This is a genomic window from Acinetobacter guerrae (assembly GCF_009372255.1).
GTDB lineage: Bacteria > Pseudomonadota > Gammaproteobacteria > Pseudomonadales > Moraxellaceae > Acinetobacter > Acinetobacter guerrae.
In genome coordinates, this window is sequence record NZ_LXGN01000007.1 from 65,356 (window position 1) to 86,673 (window position 21,318).

Annotated in this window: 20 protein-coding genes and 3 tRNA genes; 12 read left to right on the plus strand and 11 right to left on the minus strand. The window is 38.6% G+C overall.

From position 1 onward, the window contains the following. Nucleotides 1-28 precede the first annotated feature (28 nt). On the minus strand, nucleotides 29-865 hold the full coding sequence (locus tag A7A69_RS05850; RefSeq protein WP_152876579.1) for a fumarylacetoacetate hydrolase family protein: 837 nt from the start codon (nucleotides 863-865) through the stop codon (nucleotides 29-31). 287 nt (nucleotides 866-1,152) lie between these two features. Between A7A69_RS05850 and A7A69_RS05855 the strand changes: the two genes are divergently transcribed. Next, nucleotides 1,153-1,782: a TetR/AcrR family transcriptional regulator gene (locus A7A69_RS05855; RefSeq protein ID WP_152876580.1), complete on the plus strand. Its 630-nt coding sequence runs from the start codon at nucleotides 1,153-1,155 to the stop codon at nucleotides 1,780-1,782. Nucleotides 1,783-1,888: 106 nt separating this feature from the next. Here A7A69_RS05855 and A7A69_RS05860 read toward each other — a convergent pair whose 3' ends face one another. Continuing rightward, nucleotides 1,889-2,815, minus strand: coding sequence for a LysR substrate-binding domain-containing protein (locus tag A7A69_RS05860; RefSeq protein ID WP_187349188.1), 927 nt, complete (start codon nucleotides 2,813-2,815; stop codon nucleotides 1,889-1,891). A gap of 152 nt (nucleotides 2,816-2,967) precedes the next feature. Between A7A69_RS05860 and A7A69_RS05865 the strand changes: the two genes are divergently transcribed. Continuing rightward, nucleotides 2,968-4,023, plus strand: coding sequence for an aromatic ring-hydroxylating oxygenase subunit alpha (locus A7A69_RS05865; protein ID WP_151980945.1), 1,056 nt, complete (start codon nucleotides 2,968-2,970; stop codon nucleotides 4,021-4,023). A 221-nt stretch (nucleotides 4,024-4,244) separates the two neighbouring features. Here A7A69_RS05865 and A7A69_RS05870 read toward each other — a convergent pair whose 3' ends face one another. Continuing rightward, nucleotides 4,245-4,844: a TetR/AcrR family transcriptional regulator gene (locus A7A69_RS05870; RefSeq protein ID WP_120369383.1), complete on the minus strand. Its 600-nt coding sequence runs from the start codon at nucleotides 4,842-4,844 to the stop codon at nucleotides 4,245-4,247. A gap of 87 nt (nucleotides 4,845-4,931) precedes the next feature. Between A7A69_RS05870 and A7A69_RS05875 the strand changes: the two genes are divergently transcribed. Together A7A69_RS05875 and A7A69_RS05880 are read left to right on the plus strand one after the other, a co-directional pair. Beyond that, the gene (locus tag A7A69_RS05875; RefSeq protein ID WP_152876582.1) at nucleotides 4,932-6,206 is read left to right on the plus strand and encodes an oxygenase MpaB family protein; all 1,275 of its coding nucleotides are present in this window, start codon (nucleotides 4,932-4,934) and stop codon (nucleotides 6,204-6,206) included. Between the two features lie 28 nt (nucleotides 6,207-6,234). Then, nucleotides 6,235-7,065, plus strand: a complete 831-nt coding sequence (locus tag A7A69_RS05880; RefSeq protein ID WP_152876583.1) for an SDR family oxidoreductase — start codon at nucleotides 6,235-6,237, stop codon at nucleotides 7,063-7,065. 646 nt (nucleotides 7,066-7,711) lie between these two features. Here the strand turns inward: A7A69_RS05880 and groL are convergent. From groL to A7A69_RS05900, 4 genes are all read right to left on the minus strand, one after another. Further along, nucleotides 7,712-9,346 (minus strand): chaperonin GroEL, encoded by a 1,635-nt coding sequence (groL, locus tag A7A69_RS05885; protein ID WP_120369380.1) that lies wholly within the window; start codon nucleotides 9,344-9,346, stop codon nucleotides 7,712-7,714. A 60-nt stretch (nucleotides 9,347-9,406) separates the two neighbouring features. After that, nucleotides 9,407-9,697, minus strand: a complete 291-nt coding sequence (groES, locus tag A7A69_RS05890) for a co-chaperone GroES (RefSeq protein WP_004939735.1) — start codon at nucleotides 9,695-9,697, stop codon at nucleotides 9,407-9,409. A gap of 162 nt (nucleotides 9,698-9,859) precedes the next feature. Beyond that, nucleotides 9,860-10,654 carry a metallophosphoesterase family protein gene (locus A7A69_RS05895; protein WP_152876584.1) on the minus strand — a complete coding sequence of 265 codons (795 nt, stop codon included), beginning with the start codon at nucleotides 10,652-10,654 and terminating at the stop codon, nucleotides 9,860-9,862. Further along, a complete protein-coding gene (locus A7A69_RS05900; protein WP_151980941.1) occupies nucleotides 10,635-11,570 on the minus strand; it encodes a diacylglycerol/lipid kinase family protein in 936 nt (311 codons plus the stop codon). The genes A7A69_RS05895 and A7A69_RS05900 overlap by 20 nt, the downstream gene beginning before the upstream one ends. A 396-nt stretch (nucleotides 11,571-11,966) precedes the next feature. On the opposite strand from A7A69_RS05900, the gene A7A69_RS05905 reads away from it, so the two are divergent. Both A7A69_RS05905 and A7A69_RS05910 read left to right on the plus strand, forming a co-directional pair. Continuing rightward, the gene (locus tag A7A69_RS05905) at nucleotides 11,967-13,796 is read left to right on the plus strand and encodes a phosphoenolpyruvate carboxykinase (GTP) (protein WP_152876585.1); all 1,830 of its coding nucleotides are present in this window, start codon (nucleotides 11,967-11,969) and stop codon (nucleotides 13,794-13,796) included. A gap of 133 nt (nucleotides 13,797-13,929) precedes the next feature. Continuing rightward, nucleotides 13,930-14,304, plus strand: a complete 375-nt coding sequence (locus A7A69_RS05910) for a hypothetical protein (RefSeq protein ID WP_120369376.1) — start codon at nucleotides 13,930-13,932, stop codon at nucleotides 14,302-14,304. A 74-nt stretch (nucleotides 14,305-14,378) separates the two neighbouring features. On the opposite strand, the gene glpD is transcribed toward A7A69_RS05910, so the two are convergent. Further along, nucleotides 14,379-15,899, minus strand: coding sequence for a glycerol-3-phosphate dehydrogenase (gene glpD / locus A7A69_RS05915; protein WP_152876586.1), 1,521 nt, complete (start codon nucleotides 15,897-15,899; stop codon nucleotides 14,379-14,381). A 239-nt stretch (nucleotides 15,900-16,138) separates the two neighbouring features. On the opposite strand from glpD, the gene A7A69_RS05920 reads away from it, so the two are divergent. Then, nucleotides 16,139-16,567: a hypothetical protein gene (locus tag A7A69_RS05920; RefSeq protein ID WP_152876587.1), complete on the plus strand. Its 429-nt coding sequence runs from the start codon at nucleotides 16,139-16,141 to the stop codon at nucleotides 16,565-16,567. Nucleotides 16,568-16,594: 27 nt separating this feature from the next. Here the strand turns inward: A7A69_RS05920 and A7A69_RS05925 are convergent, their stop codons facing one another. Next, a complete protein-coding gene (locus A7A69_RS05925; RefSeq protein ID WP_152876588.1) occupies nucleotides 16,595-17,263 on the minus strand; it encodes a class I SAM-dependent methyltransferase in 669 nt (222 codons plus the stop codon). 218 nt (nucleotides 17,264-17,481) lie between these two features. Further along, nucleotides 17,482-18,330: a bifunctional methylenetetrahydrofolate dehydrogenase/methenyltetrahydrofolate cyclohydrolase FolD gene (gene folD, locus A7A69_RS05930; RefSeq protein WP_187349179.1), complete on the minus strand. Its 849-nt coding sequence runs from the start codon at nucleotides 18,328-18,330 to the stop codon at nucleotides 17,482-17,484. A 153-nt stretch (nucleotides 18,331-18,483) separates the two neighbouring features. On the opposite strand from folD, the gene A7A69_RS05935 reads away from it, so the two are divergent. From A7A69_RS05935 to A7A69_RS05955, 5 genes are all read left to right on the plus strand, one after another. Then, nucleotides 18,484-18,557: transfer RNA gene (locus A7A69_RS05935), tRNA-Cys, on the plus strand. An 11-nt stretch (nucleotides 18,558-18,568) separates the two neighbouring features. Further along, nucleotides 18,569-18,654, plus strand: a tRNA-Leu gene (locus A7A69_RS05940). Nucleotides 18,655-19,077: 423 nt separating this feature from the next. Beyond that, nucleotides 19,078-20,220 (plus strand): glycerate kinase family protein, encoded by a 1,143-nt coding sequence (locus A7A69_RS05945; RefSeq protein ID WP_152876589.1) that lies wholly within the window; start codon nucleotides 19,078-19,080, stop codon nucleotides 20,218-20,220. A gap of 92 nt (nucleotides 20,221-20,312) precedes the next feature. Further along, nucleotides 20,313-20,398 (plus strand) — tRNA-Leu (locus tag A7A69_RS05950). A gap of 159 nt (nucleotides 20,399-20,557) precedes the next feature. Further along, entirely contained in the window at nucleotides 20,558-20,845 is a 288-nt protein-coding gene (locus A7A69_RS05955) for a hypothetical protein (protein ID WP_152876590.1), read from the plus strand. Between the two features lie 22 nt (nucleotides 20,846-20,867). On the opposite strand, the gene A7A69_RS05960 is transcribed toward A7A69_RS05955, so the two are convergent. Further along, a complete protein-coding gene (locus A7A69_RS05960; RefSeq protein ID WP_152876591.1) occupies nucleotides 20,868-21,182 on the minus strand; it encodes a DUF5713 family protein in 315 nt (104 codons plus the stop codon). Nucleotides 21,183-21,318 lie beyond the last annotated feature (136 nt).

Sequence of the window (21,318 nt, forward strand, 5' to 3'; positions counted from 1 at the left end):
ATAAAGAAAACAAGCGGGTGTTTTTACATTACACAATCACTTGTTTTTGCTGACCTAGCAGATCACTGTCCAGTGTCACAACATCACCTTTTTTAAGGAAGCGCGCTGGCTTCATTCCACCACCTACACCCGCTGGTGTTCCTGTAATCACCACATCACCCGGTAAAAGCGTCATAAATTGACTGACATAGGCAATAATTTTCGCCACAGAGAAAATCATGTCGCTGGTATGGGCAGACTGCATGAGTTCATCGTTGACTTTTAATGAAAATTGAACATTTTGTGGATCTGTTAATTCATCACGCGTCACTAACCACGGTCCAATAGGACCAAAGGTGTCAAAGCTTTTACCCTTGCCCCATTGCCCATTACGTTGTAACTGCCAATGACGCTCAGAAACATCATTAGCCAGACAGTAACCTGCGACATAATCCAAAGCGTCTGCTTCGGATACATTCTGAGCAATTTTGCTCATCACAAAACCGAGTTCGAGTTCCCAATCTGTTGCCGTTGAGTTTGGCGGCAAAACCACGTTGTCATTTGGACCACTTAGAGAAGTAATAGCTTTGAGAAACACAACAGGTTCAGCAGGGAATTCTAGACCTGCCTCTCGAGCATGCTCACCATAATTCAGCCCAATCGCAATAAATTGACGTACACCAGTCACAGGCGTACCAAGCCTTTGCGCTGTATCTACGATTGGGAAAATATCCAAATCGAGCTGTTTCACAAGGGCAAGTTTTTCATTGCTTAGCCATTCTGGACTCCAGTCTGGAATCAGTGATGAAACATCGCGGATTATGCCTTTGTTGTCTAATATCCCTGGCTTTTCATTTCCTTGAGTACCAAATCGGATAAGCTTCATGCTTCTATTCCCTTTTTTATTAAATTGACATTTTGTCATTATGACATATTGTCATATTTAACCTAAAAAAAGATGTTGTCAATCATTTTTTGATCAGTTTAAAAGTGATCAAATTATGTTTTTGATTTTTAAATATTTATATTTTTGCATAAGGCAAATGAAGATTACTTTTGGATTTAGACCAAAATTTAGATAATATAGTTAAGATTTCAATGAGATAGCATAAAGCTTCTAAAGAGGAAAAATTGGACCACCGAAGCAGAGTCGGTTTAGAAAAAAAGCAAAAAATGAAAAATCATTTGATGCTTTCATCGCTTGATCTATATTGCCAAGCGCCTGCCGAGCAAAATTTATTGATTGATGATTTTGTCAAACATGCTGGTGTATCTCGAGGTACTTTTTATAATTACTTTACTTCGACAAATGATTTGCTCACTGAAATTGCCATGCAGATGAGTGACGAGGTACTGGACATTATTGAACCTATTATTTTGCAATATGACCATCCCGTTGAGCGAATAATGTTGGCTACTAAATTATATTTACGTTCTGCGATTCGCTATCCCATCTGGGGACAATTAATTACCAGCATAGGTCCCAAATTTACTATTCGTGGTAGAAATATTTCACTCTATCTCACTCGAGACTTAAAAAAAGCCGATGACTTGGCTTTAATTACGATCAAAGATTATCGGGTATCGCGTGATATTTTTCTGGGTTCTGCCTATTACTCTATGGAAACTATTTTAACGGAAACAGTGGGTCAGGATTATTTAAATCTGGTAATGGAAAGCATGTTTATCAATTTAGGGATTAGTCAAGATGAAGTAAATCGATTGATGAGTTTGACTTTACCCTCCGACATTGCCATAGAAACACCTTATTTTTCACTGCTAAAAGGTCTTCAGTCCAACTGAGTTTTTAAAATTTATTATTTATAACTAAGTTTAATCATTGTGATTTCAATTGATGAAAAGCTCGGTAGATAGAGTCTGATTTGGCTGTCTGGAAAATATTTGCACGCTATTTTTTGTCATGTGGAGAAATTTTTAACTGTTCCATATTCCTGCTCAATTGTTGTATCAAAATTTGGGAAATTCTGGAAAGTTGACGGCGTTGCCCTGCACATAGCGCTAAAGTTAGTGGTTGAATTGCTTTTTCACAAATCGGAATAAAAACCAATTCTTTATTCTCAACGGCAGTATAAACATCTAAATAGCTCAGAATCGCAACCCCCATATTTCTTTTTAACATTGAAATCATGAGTCGGATATCATTGGTCAGGGTTTGATGTATGGGCACAATATGCTGTTTTTTGTACATTGCGATGACTCGTTCATGAATGATCAAGGGTGCATCTGCAATAATATGGCGACTTTCAAATGTATCAGCAAGAGTGAGTTTTGCATGAGTCGCAAGCTTATGCTTTGGACTCATCACAAAGCCGATTGGAATTTCTATAAACGATAAAACTTCAAGTTGCGCATGTATCAAAGGATCTAAAATCAAGCCAAAATCAATTTCTGTATTGATAATTTTTTGAATAATCACCTTACTTTCATGTGTATGAATATTAAACGTAATCCACGGATATTGCTGCTGTAAATCTGCCAAAGTACCAATTACAAAACCTTCACTCAGGGCAGAAATTAATCCCAATTCAACAGATCCTCGCTTTAATCCTTGTATCTCATCAAAACGTATCCGTGTTTGATTGAATTCTTTTTTCCAGCGCAATAAGTCTGAATATAGTAATTCACCCGCCAGTGTTAATTTAAGTCCATTGGGTAAACGCTCAAATAGCGCAATGCCCAATTGCTCCTCAGCGAGTGTGATTTGACGATGAACGGCTGAAACAGAAATAAAGAGCTGCTCGGCCGCTTTATGTAAATTTTCAGTTTCGGCAACCACCAAAAAATATTCAGCAAACCGAGAAAAAGGAACATCGATCATTCTCACCCCCTGCATAATCAATCGCGCCAACAACTATTCTATTTTTTAGAACAGATTATACAAATCATTCTAATAGACAATATACATCATACATTCAATACTGCATTTAATCCGATCTATCTCATCAAAATAAAGTACGAGGCGCAGCCATGAATGCAATCCCAGTCATTAATTTGATCAATAAACCTTGTTATAGCCAATTCGAAGATCAGGATTGGCAAATTCTTTCTCAGCATTGGTATCCAGTGGCTCGGATTGAGGATGTTTCGATTCAGCCGCAACAGGTTACATTGCTAGATGTTAAAATGGCATTATATAAAACCGAATCAGGTGATATTCATCTGGTGCGCGATATCTGTCCACATCGCGGCGTGCCTCTTACAAAAGGTTGGGTTGAAGGTGAGGAAATTGTGTGTCCCTATCATGGCTTACGTTATAACGCAGAAGGAAAATGCACAAAAATTCCAGCTCAACCAGAATTAACCAAAATTTCAGATCGTTTTCGCTTAACTAAATTTCCAGTTGTACAAAAATATGGTTTGATCTGGACCAGTATTCAAAACCGCCATGTCGAATCTGCTAATTTTCCAGTACTTGATACGTGGGAAGATGCAACACATCAAGCTATTTTGCCGCCATTTGTCGATATCGCGGGCTCAAGTGGACGCCAACTTGAAGGATTTATTGATGTTGCACATTTTGCATGGGTGCATAATGAAGCGTTTGCGAGTCGTGAAAACCCAGTTGTGCCTAAATACTCCACTATAAAAACTGATTATGGTTTACATACTGAATATGTGAGCGATGTCAGTAATTATCCTCATGGTCTGCAACATCTGGCACCTCAAGATTTTTTATGGAAACGTGTATTTGATGTATATCCACCGTTTTCTGCAATATTGACCGTGCATTTTCCGAATGATGGAATTTTAAAAATCTTAAATGCCTGCTGCCCAGTTTCACATAACCAAACTCGTTTATTTGTACCGCTTACGCGTAATTTTGATACGACGGGAGATTTACAGGCTGTTTATGACTTTAATGAACAAATTTTTGCAGAAGATCAAGAGATGGTTGAAGCGCAAAAACCTGAGGAATTACCTCTCGATTTAACCATGGAAGCACATTTTGAAGCGGATCGTTCTTCTACAACTTATCGTCGTATTTTGGCCGATTGGGGATTAAGTAAACGCTATACGGTGTAACAGATCATACATTTTCAATGTTGTTGTTTCGATTGGTCATTTAACCAAAAGATAAAACTTTTTTCTGATCATTCTGTGAAAAAAACTGAGGCAAAATTGTTTATTAATCGACAATAACGATTGAAAAATATCTTCAGCTTATTGTCTTTCATATCGTAACTGGGCGATCAATTGAATTTTATATTACCCTTGATTGATCGCTAGCTATTTTACTGAATCACTTATTCTCTTTTAAGCTGTAAGTATCCTAGTATCATCAATTTTAGCTCGTCCACAATTTCATTCTGGCTCATTAAACTATGTTCTAAACTGATATAGCGCATCATGGTATACATGGTGCTATTGATAATAATAAATAATTTTGTTGATAGATTATTTAAGTCCAAATGCTGATGATACTTGAGCAATACTTGTTGTCCCAAATCAAAAATATGTTGTTGCATAACATCGGTTGCGCGAGTTTGAGGGAAATTATGCCAATGCCGAATAACCTCAACATAAAATTGATTGTTATTTAAAGCCTCGAAACCAAAGTTAATTGCGGTAGAAATTAACGTCTCTAACTTTTCATCAGGACTTAGGCTGAGCAGTTGTTTTAGTTGTTGCCCAATCTCATGACTTTTTTGCTCAAGCAAGCAATCCAATATATTTTGTTTATCTGAAAAATATTGATAAATAGAACCCACACTCACCCCTGAAAGCTCCGCAATTTTTGGTGTCGTTGTATTTTCCAAACCATATAAACACACTGCTTTTTCAGTTGCTTGAAGTATTACATTAACCAGTTCTCTAGAACGGCTTTGTTGAGGTTTTTTGCGCATGAAATCTCTCACGGCTAAACACGAATTGTATGCGAATATACATTCATATTATGGTATAAACAACGCTTAAATCTGGTAGAAGACGACATGTCTGAACATCTTACCGAGTTAAATTATTTAAATACATCCGATAAAAATCCTATCCCCCAACGGGTAAAATCATTCAAACACATCCAACAACAAGGTGTATTGCTCAAACCCCTGTCATTCATCATTAAAAAACAAGTCATTCCTAATTCTTCTCGTTATCAGCAATTGAGTGATGGTTTATGGCAAGGCGATCCATCTATGGATGTGCTAGTAGAGTGGCTATTTTCTGAAAATCCTGCACAGCGGAAAAAAATCTTTGAACAAGCGTTACAACACGGTATCAGTAGTATTGAAGACTGCCCCATCGAGATACAACACTTTTTTAAGCAAATAGAGACTTATCCTGCATGGCTTGACCAGAAAAAAATGGAGCAGGCTTTAGACTTTATAGCGGCTACAGGTATACATGCCAATTATATTTTACGTGATGTTGCCTTAATGGGTGGATATCTCCTTTCTGGTCTTAATCAGGCACTCGTACTCACAGGTGCATTGAATAAAGGTGCATCACGACGGCTAGCAGAAACCAGTAAATGGTGGATTGATTGCACCACAAAAAATGGTTTAAGACGTGATGGAGCAGGTTTTAAATCGACCATTCACGTCCGTATGATTCATTCACTGGTGCGTCGTAATCTGAAAAAACGTCAGGAATGGAATGCATCTGCATGGGGTTTACCTATTAACCAGATCGATATGGCGGCGACCAATCTGGCATTTTGTAACTTATTTTTGCTTGGTCTACGTGGAATTGGTATTTTCCCCAATCGACAAGAAGCCGACGCAGTCATGCACTTTTGGAAATATTTAGGATGGTTGATGGGTGTGGAAGAAAAATGGTTGGCAGAACATGAGGTTGATGGAATGATTTTAATGTATCAGTTTATACAGACTCAACCATCCGCCGATTGGACCAGCAAAGCTCTTGGATACTCTTTGTCTCAAGAACCTTTTGAGAAAGAGTATCAGAGGTTCATCAAATTACGCCAGCAGTTGGATTATCATAAACATTTAAGCATTAGCCGCTATTTTTTGGGCAGCAAGAAGATGGAGCTATTGGGCTTACCCAAACATATCATACCGTGGTACCCGATATTGCTCACTCCAAAGAACATAGCAACCTTCAGATTGCAACGATTTATTCCGATCTTACGAGAAAAACAAATCCAACGTGGTCGGCAAGAACAACTCGACTATCTAGCAGGTTTTGGGAGTAAAGGAACTCAAGTTATTCAGCCTGCAAAAGATCACCCAGCCTATATTGCAAATTAATCTACAATTCAAAAACAGGATTCAAAAAATGAAAAACTTAACAGGGAAAACCGTTTTTATTACGGGTGGTAGCCGAGGGATTGGACGTTCATTGGCGATTCGTTGTGGCAGGGCTGGCGCTAATGTGGTCATTGCAGCCAAATCAGCAGATCCCCATCCCATACTAGGTGGGTCAATTTACACGGTCGCCGAAGAAATCACTGCCGCAGGTGGAAACGTTCTACCCTTACAAGTCGATGTTCGCGACGAGCAACAAATCATTCATGCCTTAGCAGAAACAGCCGATCATTTCTCAGGCATTGATATTTTAGTCAATAATGCAGGTGCGATTCATCTTGGCAATGTTCAAGATACCTCATTGAAACAATATGATCTTATTCAAGCTATCAATCACCGAGCAACCTTTATTGCTGCAAAGCATGCTTTACCCTATTTAAAAAAATCCTCACAGGCACATATTTTAAGTTTTGCACCGCCGATTAACCTTGCAGCACACTGGCTTGGACAATACGCTCCATATGCTTTATCGAAATATGGAATGACTCTTTTAACACTTGGTCTTGCAGAGGAACTAAAAAACGATGATATTCAATGCAATACATTATGGCCTGTAACGCTAATTAATACTGCCGCGGTTAGTGTCAAGATTGGTGAGGTCGCTGCTCGACAATTCAGCCGTAAACCTGAAATGATGAGTGATGCTGCTTTTGCCATTATTAGCGGTGCTTGTGGCAAGATCACAGGGCAAACTCTCCTTGATGAAGACGCATTAAGACTGGCAGGCATTCGTGATTTTAACGAGTATGCCTGTTCACCTGAACATGCGAATCAATTGGCAAAAGATTTGTTTGTTGATTGATTTGTTAGGATTATTCATGTCATCCTTTACATTGGGGATGACTGTTTTACTGCTTTTAGGTAATTAGTGAGTTTAATTTTGACTTATTTGCTTCTATATAAAGCGAATTTAGTCACGAAATTCAAGACGTTTGTATCGAGTTGATAAAGTTAAGAATGTATGAAGTTCATTTTGATTTTTCAACTCATCCCTGCAAAACACACAATAAAGCAATATATCCAAGTTCTCTAAAGAAGAAAGATACCAAATTAATGCCGCATTCCCTTCTTGCAACAATTTCACAAGAAATCAGTATAACCAAAGACCACATGGCTAAATTTTAAAAACATCGATGTTATTCAAGAACATCATCATTAATCCCACTTGCTTATAAATCGCCACAGTAAAATAGAATTTACTCAACAACGATAAAATACTTATTTTTAAATTTTTTAATTTGTTCATTCATCCCATAATCAAATTTTTATTCCAGACAATGACTTCTTTTAAAAATACTAAACATAGAGCTATAAAATTAAAAAAGGCCACAAATAAAATTTGTGACCTTTTTTTAAAAAACTCGAATGTGAGTAACATTGTGAGTAAGTTTAACAAATACAGTTTAAATCATATTAAATGACAATAACTTAAACTATATATGAGCAGATTACATCATGCCGCCCATACCACCCATGCCGCCCATATCTGGCATTGCAGGCTTGTCTTCTGGAATATCAGTAATCATTGCTTCAGTCGTCAACATCAAGCCAGCAACAGATGCTGCATGCTCAAGTGCAGAACGCGTTACTTTAGCTGGATCAAGAATACCCATCTCAAGCATGTCACCATAAACACCAGTTGCAGCGTTGTAACCATAGTTACCTTCACCTGCTTTAACAGCATTTACAACAACTGAAGGTTCATCACCCGCATTTGAAACGATTTGACGAAGAGGAGCTTCAATCGCACGGCGTAAAATATTGATACCTGCGGTTTGATCTTCATTGATGCCTTTAAGACCATCAAGGGCATTGACTGCACGAACTAACGCAACACCACCACCTGCAACGACACCTTCTTCAACAGCAGCACGAGTTGCATGAAGCGCATCATCAACACGGTCTTTTTTCTCTTTCATTTCAACTTCAGTTGCTGCACCAATTTTGATGACCGCAACACCGCCTGCTAATTTAGCAACACGCTCTTGAAGTTTTTCTTTGTCGTATTCAGACGTTGATTCTTCGATTTGCGCACGAATCTGTTGAACACGCTCCGCAATTTGTGCTGCATTGCCAGCACCATCCACAATTACAGTATTTTCTTTAGAAACTGTGATTTTATGTGCAGTACCTAAATCTTGAAGTGTTGCCTGCTCTAAAGACATACCCACTTCTTCAGAGATTACAGTTGCACCGGTCAAAATTGCAATGTCTTGAAGCATCGCTTTACGACGATCACCAAAACCAGGTGCTTTCACTGCACAAACTTTAATAATACCGCGCATGTTGTTCACAACAAGTGTTGCAAGCGCTTCGCCTTCAACATCTTCAGCAATAATAAGCAGAGGCTTACCAGTTTTTGCAACCGCTTCTAAAACTGTAATCAATTCACGGATATTGCTGATTTTTTTATCAACCAACAAGATGAACGGATTTTCAAGTTCAGCAGTTAACGTGTCTTGTTTGTTTGCGAAATATGGAGAGATATAGCCGCGATCAAACTGCATACCTTCTACAACATCAAGCGCATCTTCAAAGCCAGAACCTTCTTCAACTGTGATGACGCCTTCTTTACCGACACGTTCCATGGCTTGAGCGATCAATTTACCCACAGTTTCATCAGAGTTTGCAGAAATCGAACCAACTTGCTCAATCGCTTTAAAATCATCTGCTGGTTTAGCGGTCGCACGAATGTTTTCTACAACTGCTTTAACCGCGATATCGATACCACGTTTAAGATCCATTGGGTTCATACCAGCAGTGACTGATTTGATCCCTTCATTTAAAATAGCTTGAGCAAGTACAGTCGCAGTCGTAGTACCGTCACCCGCAATATCATTGGTCTTGCTTGATACTTCACGTACAAGCTGCGCACCCATGTTTTCGAATTTGTCTTTTAGGCTGATTTCTTTAGCAACCGTTACACCGTCTTTAGTAATGTGCGGTGCACCAAAAGAACGATCAATAACCACGTTACGACCTTTAGGGCCTAAAGTCACTTTCACTGCATCTGCAAGAACATTGACACCTGCGATCATTTTTGAACGCGCTGAATCACCGAATTTAACGTCTTTAGCTGACATTATTTACTCCAAATTTTATATCTATGCTTGATCTGATTTATCAATGAGTTAAGTGAAAAATTAGCCTTCAAGAACAGCTAAAATGTCAGATTCTTTCATGATTAAGAATTCGTCGCCATTTACTTTTACAGTTGTCCCTGCATAAGTACCAAATAACACTTTATCACCCACTTTAACGTCCAATGCACGTACGCCATTGTCAGTGATTTGACCATTACCTACTGCAATCACTTCACCTTGAGCTGGTTTTTCAGCAGCAGAACCTGGCAATAAAATACCGCCAGCAGTTTTTGTTTCTTCTTCAACACGACGAATAACTACACGGTCATGTAATGGACGAATGTTGCTCATAAATAACTCCACCAGACTAAGTCTACGATTTGATAAATGATGCTTGCTTTCATTATTCCTTTAGCAACCATCAAAATGAATTTGATGACACTTTTGTGGGGATGGAAAAAAACGCTTCAAGGGGAAAAATTAAAAAAAATGCTATTTTTGTATATTTTTTAATCACTCAAACATCTTTGTGGTTTTCTCTGCCGAATCAATGTGCAAAACAAAATTTTGTGCTTGTTCATCAAACCAATAATGCTGAATTCTGCCATCATTTAAAATCGTATTAAAACTATTGGGCAGACCTTTATGCAAACGATAAGATGTTGCAGTGCCTGCATGGATATCATACACAGGATGATTGACTTTCAAATGAAAAATTTGCGTTAAATTATAGACTGCTGTTTGATGTAAATGCCCATGTAGCACACCAAATAAACCATTTTTACTCCAATTCTCCAAGGCCATTCTTCCTAGAACTGGACAGTCTTTTACTCCATGCGAATCGTCTGGTGGAGTATAAAAAGGCTGATGTAACACCACCAACTTCAATTTTTGATCAGGCGCGAGTTTTAATATCTCATTGGTTCTTTGAATTTGTTCCAACGAGATATAGCCACGAGTATGATAACGCCGACGAATACTATTCACCCCAACAATAAAAAAATGTTCAGTTTCCAATTTTGGCTCTAATTCGCCAAAAAAGAATTGATAGCGGGTGAATGGAGAAAAAAAACGATTCCACAAATTATACAACGAGATATCGTGATTTCCTGGAACGACAATATAAGGAATCTTCAGTGAATCCAAAAATTGTCGGCATTTATAAAATTCAACAAACTTTGCACGCTGCGTTAGATCTCCACTCACTACAATCAGTTCAGGTTGATACTCCCGACAGAACTTTTCGATTGCGGTCAGACATTCCTGCTTTTCTGTACCAAAATGCAGATCAGATAGATGAAGTAGCATGTGCAGGCACCATAATGCTTAACGCGTTCTTTGCAACACCAAATGTTAACGGTGTAGCCATTTCCTCAATTTCCCCATCAATTGCAACCGTTAAGGTTTTACTTTTTGAATCGACAAGCACGTGGTCGGCACTAAAACTATAGACATCTCTGGCATGCTCAAGATCGCCTTTGATCAGTTGAAAAAGCATCCGAAACAAACTTATTTTATCGCTTTTTGCAACGACTACGCCTGCTACTCGCCCTTCTGCCGCACATTGAGCGATGTTCAAATTCATCTCCTGAAGCTGCAACTGATTATTTCCAAAGAAAATGAGCGGTGTTTTTACTGGGTAAATTTTCCCATCCACAGTGATGGATAATTTAAGTTCTTTATGGTCACGAATGAGGACATCCAGACCAGAGGTATAGGCATTTAAAGTAAAGCGTCCAAAGCGCTGATTATATTGTTCCCTTTTTTGAATAAATAATGGATACAAACCTAAACTGGCATTATTTAAATACATTCGATCATTTAAAGTCGCAACATGAACAGAACGCGGTACTCCTGTTGCAATCACTTCTGCTGCTTGAAGTAAATCCTGTGGAATCTCCAAAACTCGTGCCACATAATTAAATGTTCCCAAAGGCAAAATTCCCATTGGAATATCAGTATTTTTTAATCTTGATGCCACCGCATTCAGAGTTCCATCGCCCCCAGCAGCAACGACCACCCCACGATCCTCACTCTGATGGCGACTTAATACCTGCTGCATGAAGTCATCAAAATTATCTTCAGCACCTAATTCAAAGACTTGTATCTCAAAATCATGGTTGGTAAATATCGTCATAATTTGCTCATACACGCCGTCTTTATTGGCAGCATGAAACCCAGACTTTTCGTTGTAAATAATAGATAAAGGTCGAAGTGTTGGCATTTTTATCATTCTAAGCTAATGATTGAGTCTATTTTTGTCCAAGAACTAAGCAAATAAAATACGCTTTATGTAAAATTCAAATGATGACTATTTATTTAATCGATAATTGTTCTCAAGTTTAATTTTAAATTAATATTTTGATTTTTATATAAATTTTATTTAAAAATAACACATATCAAAAATATTAATACCAACATTAATACTAGCTTAAATACAGTAAGAATATGATTTATATATATTTATCCCAATTTTCGGCTTAAAACTCTAATTTAGTCTTTAGTCTTATTTTTTTCATCAATTTATGCTTTAATAGCGCCACTTTTTTTTACTTCATCTATTTGCTGTATCCCTGCATCTAGATTTGTACTTTAGTACGTTTTTTAAATAGGCCTCACCATGACCCAAGTGAACGCACCAGAATTCGTTCGTCATCCTAAGCTTATTGCATGGGTTGAAGAAATTGCAAAATTAACCAAACCTGCAAAAATCGAGTGGTGTGACGGTAGCGAAGAAGAATATCAGCGTCTTATCGACCTGATGATCGCAAACGGCACAATGCAAGCACTCAACCAAGAAAAACATCCAGGTTCTTATCTTGCAAACTCTGACCCTTCTGACGTTGCTCGTGTTGAAGATCGCACATTCATTTGCTCTGAAAAGCAAGAAGATGCGGGTGCAACAAACAACTGGGAAGCACCAGCAGCCATGCGCACTAAACTAAACGGTTTATTTGATGGCGCAATGCAAGGCCGCACCATGTATGTGGTTCCATTCTCAATGGGTCCATTGGGTAGCCATATCGCGCAAATCGGTATCGAACTAACTGACTCGCCATATGTGGCAGTCAGCATGCGTAAAATGGCACGTATGGGTAAAGCTGTTTATGACGTATTGGGTACAGACGGCGAATTTGTACCATGTGTTCATACTGTTGGTGCACCTCTTGCTGAAGGTCAAAAAGATGTTGCATGGCCATGCAACCCTGAAAAATACATTGTCCATTATCCAGAAACACGTGAAATCTGGTCATTTGGTTCAGGTTACGGCGGTAATGCATTACTAGGTAAAAAATGTTTAGCCCTTCGTATCGCTTCTGCAATGGGTCGTGAACAAGGCTGGTTAGCTGAACACATGCTGATTTTAGGTGTAACGAACCCACAAGGTGAAAAACACTACATCGCAGCAGCATTCCCTTCTGCTTGCGGTAAAACCAACTTTGCAATGTTGATTCCACCAGCGGGTTATGAAGGTTGGAAAATTGAAACTGTTGGTGACGATATTGCTTGGATCAAACCAGGTGAAGATGGTCGCCTATATGCAATCAACCCAGAAGCAGGCTTCTTCGGTGTTGCACCAGGTACAAATACAAAAACCAATCCGAACTGTATGGCAACCCTGCACAAAGATGTTATTTATACTAACGTTGCAGTAACTGATAACGGTGAAGTTTGGTGGGAAGGTCTTTCTAAAGAAGTTCCAGCGAATTTGACTAACTGGAAAGGTCAACCACACGTAGATGGTGAAAAAGCAGCACATCCAAATGCGCGTTTCACAGTTGCAGCAGGTCAATGTCCTTCTATTGATGCTGATTGGGAAAATCCAGCAGGTGTTCCTATTTCTGCATTCATCTTTGGTGGTCGTCGTGCCGATACTGTACCTTTAGTATCAGAAGCTTTTGACTGGGTTGATGGTGTTTATAAAGCAGCAACAATGGGTTCTGAAACCACTGCGGCAGCTGTTGGCCAGCAAGGTGTGGTACGTCGTGACCCATTTGCAATGTTACCATTTACAGGCTACAACATGGCAGACTACTTCCAGCACTGGTTAGAAGTAGGACAGCAAGTTGGGGAAAAAGCTGAAGCTGCTGGTAATAAATTACCAAAAATCTTCAACGTAAACTGGTTCCGTCGTGATGCTGAAGGTAACTTTGTATGGCCTGGTTTTGGTCAAAACATGCGTGTTCTTGAGTGGATGATTGACCGTGTTGAAGGTCGTGCCAATGCTGTTGAAACGCCAATTGGTTATGTACCAACTTATGATGATCTAAACTGGGCAGGAACAGATTTTTCTAAAGAAGAATTTGAACTTATCACTGCACAAGACAAAGACCAGTGGATCACTGAAATCCAAAGCCATACTGAATTATTCAACAAACTTGGTGAACGTTTACCAAAAGCATTGAAAGAACGCCAAGAAGCGTTATTAGATGCTGTAAAAAATCACTAATATAAATGGATAAATAAAACAGGCCATACAATGGCCTGTTTTATTATGTGGTATATGCAAAAATAATCGGCATAAAATCTTTAATACATTGATAATTTAAAATTTATTTTTTACAACCAACGAGAAGCAAACAATGAAAAAGCTTGTTCTTTCTACTTTGTCTTTACTTGTTCTTTGCAACATCACCCATGCAGATGAGGTAACAGCAAATGAAAAAGCGAAGGATCATTTTGGGGTATGTCTCATTAATGGCGTTCCATCACAACAATATGTTGTCGTTAAACGTGTAAAAGTTGCAAAAGGTACCTACGGAAGTGTAGAAGAACTCTATCCAAAATTAGGCAATGCTGCACAAAAACTGAATGCTAATGCCATCGTAGACTACAATGCAAGTCAACGTTTTGGTTTTTGGCCGTGGCGTATTGTTCGCCCTGTAGCAACAGGGACTGCAGTCAAATGGACATCACCTAATGTCAACTGCCAGAATTTAGGCGGTAAAGAAATCTAAAATTATTTTTTATGGCTGCATAAATAGGCTTTGTGCAGTCATTTTTAGGCAATGTCGTTTTCGCTAATATCTTTTTAAGCAATCTTGCTTTGCTGATTTCCCAATACATTTTGAAGATAATTATCTAATCCTACAATTTCAGCACAATTAAATTTCAAGCCCAGTTTACTGCGTCTCCACAAAATATCATCGACTGATTGCACCCATTCAACTTTGATCAGGTAGTCAACTTCAAGTTGATACAGGCCATGCCCAAAATTTATGCCGAAATCATCAAAAGAGTAAATTTCTCTAAGTAATTGCCACACGCGTGTGCCATAGCTATTTGCCCATCGTATCGCAATTTCGAGTGGAATATTTTTAATTCTTAACTGAATTCCTCGAATTAAACTCTCCATGCTTTTAAAATACTCGCCTCCAGGCAAAGGCTCATGCTCAGTCCATTCAGGTCTTAACTCAGGGAAATAACAATTCAATTCATCCAGTGCAGATTCAGCAAGTCTACGATAAGTTGTAAGTTTGCCGCCAAATACTGACAACAATGGAACAGCACCATTCACCCTTGTCATTGCCAATGTATAATCACGAGTTACAGCTGAGGGTTGATCTGATTCATCATCACATAAGGGCCGAACTCCCGAAAATGTTTCAATGATATCGGATTGAATAAGGCTATTTTCAAAGTGTAGATTAACCACTGCCAGTAAATATTCAATTTCCTGCTGTGTAATTTCAACTTGCTCCAAATCACCTTGATAAATTTGGTCAGTTGTTCCAATCAAGGTATATTCATGTAAATAAGGAATAGTAAAGACGATTCGCCGATCTTCGTTTTGCAAAATATAAGCATAATCACCCTCGTAAAGTTTAGGCACAATCAAATGACTACCCTGAATTTGACGAATTTTATAAGGTGAAGTTAGCTTTAGCGTCTCCTTTAGAAAACGCTCAACCCACGGTCCTGCTGCATTGACTAAGGATTTTGCACAAATTTGATACTGTGTTTGTTGGTGTCTCAAAGTTAATAACCACACATCATCTATTACTTCGGCGGCAATACACTCAGTTCGAGTCACCAGTTCTGCACCCTTTTCTCTGGCTTGCATCGCATTTAAAATGACCAATCGCGCATCATCTACCGCACAATCTGAGTATTCAAAACCCAAGACGATATCCTGTTTTAACGGCCCTTGATGATCTAGCACCAACCTTCTGGATGCAGGCAATTTCTCTCGCTTACCCAAATAATCATACAAAAATAACCCTGAACGAATCAGCCATGCTGGACGCAAATGCGGACGATGTGGCAATACAAAACGCAGAGGACGAATAATATGTGGTGCTTTAGCCATAAGTACTTCTCGTTCGGCAAGTGCCTCACGGACTAAACGAAACTCAAAATGCTCTAAATAGCGTAAACCACCATGAATCAACTTACTACTAGCAGATGAAGTATGACTCGCAAAATCATCCTTCTCACACAAAAAAACAGAGAGCCCACGTCCCGCAGCATCATTGGCAATACCCACACCATTAATCCCACCACCAATCACTGCCAGATCGTAAAGAGGAAGATCTTTTAGATTAGATAACATATCTCACCCCCTTTTTATTATTATCATTATTTAATTAAGATCATTCGAAGTTAGCAAATTTACACGTAAAGTAAAAGCATTCCAGTCGTTACATGCTATGTATTTTTAATGTGTTTTTATTTGGTTTTAAAGTTAATACAATTTTATCGTTTGTTTAAGCAAGTAAATGCTTAAAATATAAAAAATACATCTGCATATTTTCAACGGCTTATTTGAATACGATTAGAAGGAACAACCTCATGAAAAAAACCTTATTACTTTTAATTTCAGGGAGCGTGATTGTATTAAGCGCCTGTCAAAGTACACCACGTCAATACAATGGCAATACAGGTTATCAGGTTGAAAATAAAACGGTATCTTCTGCAACTTTAGCCTATACCCTAGCAGGACGATCTAATCGAGAACTTGATGAACGAAAATTACAACGTGCCTGCCAACAAGTTTTAGGCACCACAAAAACTTATAAATTATCAATTTTAAGTGTAAATGAAATTGCAAATCCTGCTTCTAATCAATCAAATCATGATGGACTACAAGTAGGCAACTCACGCATGTCTGTAGGATTAATGGACTCTCCTAGCTTAAATAACAGCGAAGGTTATGCAACTCGGCAAGCGCTCGATACCAAACCAAGCACACTTAAAGTTGTACGCTATACTTGTTCATAACTTATCAATATAAAACGCTGTAAATATTTACAGCGTTTTATAGAAACTGACATTACGAAACTCTCTAGCTTCATCTAGATCAGGCCATGTTGTGGCACTACGTTCATCAATCTTCATATATTTAGGATGACTAAAATTTTTGACTCGGCTATCTGCCACCCATACTTCAGGTGCAAATTTTAGAAATTCATCCAGAAAAAAACGATTACATTGGTCATATAAGACATCGGCTGCCAGCAAAACATCGACTTGTTCTGCTCTATATAAATCGTCCAGATACTCAAGTTCAACATGATTTAGCAGCGCATTTTCACGACAGGCATCCAAACTTACTTGGTCGATATCACAGCAAATTACCCTTTTAGCACCTGCCATTTTAGCTGCAATCGCCACAACCCCAGAACCTGCACCAAAGTCTAAAACAACTTTATCCTTAACATGCTGCGGCTCTGCCAATAACCATTGAGCCATCGCCAAACCCGATGCCCAACAAAAAATCCAGTATGGCGTGTCATTCCAGATCCGTCGAATCACTTCATCATCCAAACGATCAGTGGGAAACACTGGCGGAATCAACCAAAGTGAAATAGGTGTTTCTGGCAATTGTTGTGCCATTAACTCGCAATTAGGAATAACGTCATTTAATGCTTGCAGTAAATGTTCAGGGGCTTGAGTAAATTGAAAAGTACAACTCATATTAAGTTCAATAATTTATAATTACTATTTGATACATATCAACATCATCCGCAATTGTTCAAGACCGTAATGGTGCTACTAGATTGTCTAAAGCAAACCAAAATCTGAAGAATTTGTCGGATGACACATTAATTTAGTTACTTTCCCCGAAAGAAAAGTAACCTAATAATTGCTAACATTTGTACGAAACAATAGGACTCTATGATGAATAAATAAAATTAACCTAAAGCTTTTTCAGCCGCTTCTACTGTTTGACGGATTAAGGTTGTAATGGTCATTGGCCCAACACCACCTGGTACAGGCGTATAAGCCGATGCAATGTCTTCAATTCCTTGTAATTGGATATCACCTACACCGCCGCCATCACGCGGATGGAAACCCGCATCGACCACAACTGCGCCTTGTTTAATCCAGTCTTTTTGAATCAACTCTGCTTTACCCACCGCACCCACAATAATATCTGCTTGTTTCACAAATTCTGACAAATTTTGAGTCCGTGAATGGCAAATGGTTACCGTCGCATTCGCTTCAAGTAACATCGCAGCCATTGGCTTGCCTAAAATTGCAGAACGTCCCACCACAACAGCATGTTTACCTGCAATTTCAATGTTGTTTTCTTTTAGAATCGTCATAATTCCAGCAGGAGTAGCAGAGCCATATGCCGCTTCGCCCATTGCCATACGACCATAACCCAAACAGGTTACGCCATCGACATCTTTATTCAAAGAAATCGCATCGAAACAAGCACGTTCGTCTATCTGAGCAGGCACAGGATGTTGCAATAAAATTCCATGTACATCTGGATTGGCATTTAATTTTTCAATTTCAGCCAAAAGTTGCTCAGTAGTCGTTTCCTGTGGCAATTCAATTTTAACTGAATCCATACCTACACGGCGGCAAGCATTGCCTTTCATACGCACGTAAGTTGCAGATGCACCATCATCTCCCACCAAAATGGTAGCCAAAATTGGGGTACGACCTGATTTTGCTTTTAACGCTTCTACGCGTGTCAGCAAGTCAGTTTCAATTTGTTTTGCCAATGCACGACCATCAAGAACCAATGCCACAGCACATCTCCAAAGTAGATATGAATTCGATTTTGCAAATGATACATGATAATTGAGCCAATTTTATTTTAGATGTTGTTTTTATGTGCATATTCTCTGAATTCACTATTGTTTTTTTTCTGAAGCTTGCTAATATGTGCATCACCAAATGATGGCGGGGTGGCAGAGTGGTCATGCAGCGGACTGCAACTCCGTGTACGCCGGTTCGATTCCGACCTCCGCCTCCAAATTTGGTCAAGCCCGGGTGGTGAAATAGGTAGACACAGGGGATTTAAAATCCCCCGCCCACAAAGCGTGCCGGTTCGAGTCCGGCCCCGGGCACCATTTTAAATCACTTAAAATGGTGTCAATAAAGAATCCAGCGCAAGCTGGTTTTTTTTATGCCTAAAATAAATTAAGACCACCAATATTTGATCCACAACCATAATTTTCTAAAACATAGACTCATCATATTGGGTGCAATAAAAGCAGTAGTTGCACAAATTAAGCCTGTAAAAACAATGATCGTAGCCGAATCAAATTTCGTGTCCACGTATTTAGACACAAATAAAGCAGCGGCTAGTCCCAGAAGCAAGCCTAATAATCCATAGCATCCAACAAACACTAAACGATCAATAGTTGTCCACCGTGCAATTTTTATTCTCTTTTTATGATCCAGTTAAAACATTTCGTATTATGTCAAAGCAATGCTATCTTGCAGATAAGCATATTTTTTCCATGAATTTACCCTAAAAGTAAGCAGCCCCTATGCCTAAAATTTTCGTTCTTGCCCCAGACTCATTTAAAGAAAGTATGACTGCAATAGAAGCCTGTCAGGCGATGCAAATCGGGCTGCAAAAAATATTTACTGATAGCCAATTTATTTTATGCCCAATGGCAGATGGTGGTGAAGGCACTGTAGATGCATTAATTAACGCCACAGATGGCAAAAAAGTCGATCTTGAGGTTATGGGGCCACTCCCCTCTCAAAAAGTTAAAACGTATTTCGGTCTGATTGATAACAACCAAACTGCTGTTATTGAAATGGCTAAAGCCAATGGCATTCACCTTTTGACTGGTGAACAACGCAATCCATTGTATACATCTACATTTGGTACAGGTCAAATGATCCGTGCAGCACTAGATCATCATGTTAAAAAGATTATTATTGGTTTGGGCGGCAGTGTTACCAATGATGCAGGTATGGGCATGGCAACGGCCTTAGGTGTGAAATTTTTAGATCAAAATAAACAACCCGTTAAGTTAGGTGGAGGTTATCTCAATGAAATTCACTTCATAGATATTTCTGAAATAGATCAACGACTGGATGACGTTGAAATTATCATTGCCAGCGACGTGAACAACCCCTTATTGGGACCAAATGGTGCAACTCATGTATTTGGACCGCAAAAAGGCGCTAATCCTGAAATGGTGCAATTGCTTGAAGCTAATATTAATCATTTTGCAAATTTACTTAAACAACAGTTGAAAATTAATATTCAACATATAGCAGGTGCAGGTGCCGCAGGTGGTTTAGCTGCTGGTCTATTAGCTTTTACCCATGCAAAAATTCAGTCTGGAGTAGATACCGTTATTGAAAGCATTGGTTTGCACCAAGCAATTCAACAGGCAGATTATGTTTTTACAGGCGAAGGGGGTATTGATTTTCAGACCAAATTTGGAAAAACACCTATTGGGGTTGCACGTGTTGCACAAAAATTAAATAAGCCTGTTTTTGTTTGTGCAGGTTATATCGGAGAAGGAATTGATACACTGTATCAGGAAGGCATAACCGCAGTTTTTGGAATATTAGATCGAAGTTGTGATCTTGAAACTGCCTTACAAAATGGTGCTAAAAATTTAACACGAAGCTGTGAAAATATTGCACGTCTGATTCATCAAATACAATAATTGAGTAAAATCGAAGTAGTTGTTTGAAAAAACTACAAATAATATAGGATATTCTTGCCAATACAAGTTTGTTCCACTATTATTGCCCTCAAGCCCGGGTGGTGAAATAGGTAGACACAGGGGATTTAAAATCCCCCGCCCACAAAGCGTGCCGGTTCGAGTCCGGCCCCGGGCACCATCTTTTATGTTGATAACCGTGACAAATTAAAGCTCCAGCATTATGCTGGTTTTTTTATGCTTCAAATTTGAGAACACAATGAAAAAGAAACGAATCTTTTCTCTATTTTGCTTATTAAGTTTTTTAAACGTCTCAACCGCTTCTGCGCAAGATCTTTTTATGGGAACTATTATTCAAAAAGATCAAGACTTTTATCTGAAGCGTTGTGATCTTGGAGCAAAGGAGTATTTAATTGAAAGTCAAAACTCAGAAATTTTCGTACAACTCAAACAATTTCAACAAAGCTATCCCACTTACTGGTTAAGTGTGTTGGCAAAGGTGGATTTTTCCGATAATCAAGTCTTAAAACTGAATGTTGATCAGATTATTGATATTCATCCACATCGAAGTTGCCATCTCAGCGATGCTCTAGATCATTTAACTAATTTGGATACTACAGATAACTAAAGAGCCAAGTCCTCAAAAAATTTTACCATTCCCGAATAACCACTAGCTCTTCCATATCAATATCCAGATAACCTGCATCTTGCACCACCATCATCATGGCTTCAGCAATATAATCAGTTGCAGTGTCATCCAAACTCGAATCAAGATCTTCAAATTCGGCCTTCATCTCGTTAATTTTTGACAAAGTCAAATGAGCTAAATGATAAATTTCTGATTCAGTTTTAGTAGAACCAATAATCTTTTTTGAAAAATCAATGATATATTGCTTAATTTCAGCGACTAAAATTTGCGGATAATAGCCATCATCAAACATAGGGAGAAGAAGATCGTTCAACATGAATAAATACTTAACAACATTAAAATTCCGAGCTGCTTATAACATATTTAAAAACTAAATTCGACTAGTTGCTAATAAAAGACATCCAGACTAAGCTGATATTCCTTATAAATAAGCCAAGCTGCTGCAAGTAATA

Bases quoted from the DNA above. Each gene is read 5' to 3' on its own strand.
- A7A69_RS05900 (WP_151980941.1), bottom strand. From the start codon at position 11,570: ATGCCAACACTTCGACCTTTATCTATTATTTACAACGAAAAGTCTGGG.
- glpD (WP_152876586.1), bottom strand. From the start codon at position 15,899: ATGTTATCTAATCTAAAAGATCTTCCTCTTTACGATCTGGCAGTGATT.
- A7A69_RS05905 (WP_152876585.1), top strand. From the start codon at position 11,967: ATGACCCAAGTGAACGCACCAGAATTCGTTCGTCATCCTAAGCTTATT.
- A7A69_RS05880 (WP_152876583.1), top strand. From the start codon at position 6,235: ATGAAAAACTTAACAGGGAAAACCGTTTTTATTACGGGTGGTAGCCGA.
- A7A69_RS05925 (WP_152876588.1), bottom strand. From the start codon at position 17,263: ATGAGTTGTACTTTTCAATTTACTCAAGCCCCTGAACATTTACTGCAA.
- A7A69_RS05865 (WP_151980945.1), top strand. From the start codon at position 2,968: ATGAATGCAATCCCAGTCATTAATTTGATCAATAAACCTTGTTATAGC.
- A7A69_RS05955 (WP_152876590.1), top strand. From the start codon at position 20,558: ATGGGAACTATTATTCAAAAAGATCAAGACTTTTATCTGAAGCGTTGT.
- A7A69_RS05870 (WP_120369383.1), bottom strand. From the start codon at position 4,844: ATGCGCAAAAAACCTCAACAAAGCCGTTCTAGAGAACTGGTTAATGTA.
- A7A69_RS05895 (WP_152876584.1), bottom strand. From the start codon at position 10,654: ATGCTACTTCATCTATCTGATCTGCATTTTGGTACAGAAAAGCAGGAA.
- A7A69_RS05910 (WP_120369376.1), top strand. From the start codon at position 13,930: ATGAAAAAGCTTGTTCTTTCTACTTTGTCTTTACTTGTTCTTTGCAAC.
- A7A69_RS05855 (WP_152876580.1), top strand. From the start codon at position 1,153: ATGAAAAATCATTTGATGCTTTCATCGCTTGATCTATATTGCCAAGCG.
- A7A69_RS05960 (WP_152876591.1), bottom strand. From the start codon at position 21,182: ATGTTGAACGATCTTCTTCTCCCTATGTTTGATGATGGCTATTATCCG.
- A7A69_RS05850 (WP_152876579.1), bottom strand. From the start codon at position 865: ATGAAGCTTATCCGATTTGGTACTCAAGGAAATGAAAAGCCAGGGATA.
- A7A69_RS05920 (WP_152876587.1), top strand. From the start codon at position 16,139: ATGAAAAAAACCTTATTACTTTTAATTTCAGGGAGCGTGATTGTATTA.
- groL (WP_120369380.1), bottom strand. From the start codon at position 9,346: ATGTCAGCTAAAGACGTTAAATTCGGTGATTCAGCGCGTTCAAAAATG.
- A7A69_RS05875 (WP_152876582.1), top strand. From the start codon at position 4,932: ATGTCTGAACATCTTACCGAGTTAAATTATTTAAATACATCCGATAAA.
- groES (WP_004939735.1), bottom strand. From the start codon at position 9,697: ATGAGCAACATTCGTCCATTACATGACCGTGTAGTTATTCGTCGTGTT.
- A7A69_RS05945 (WP_152876589.1), top strand. From the start codon at position 19,078: ATGCCTAAAATTTTCGTTCTTGCCCCAGACTCATTTAAAGAAAGTATG.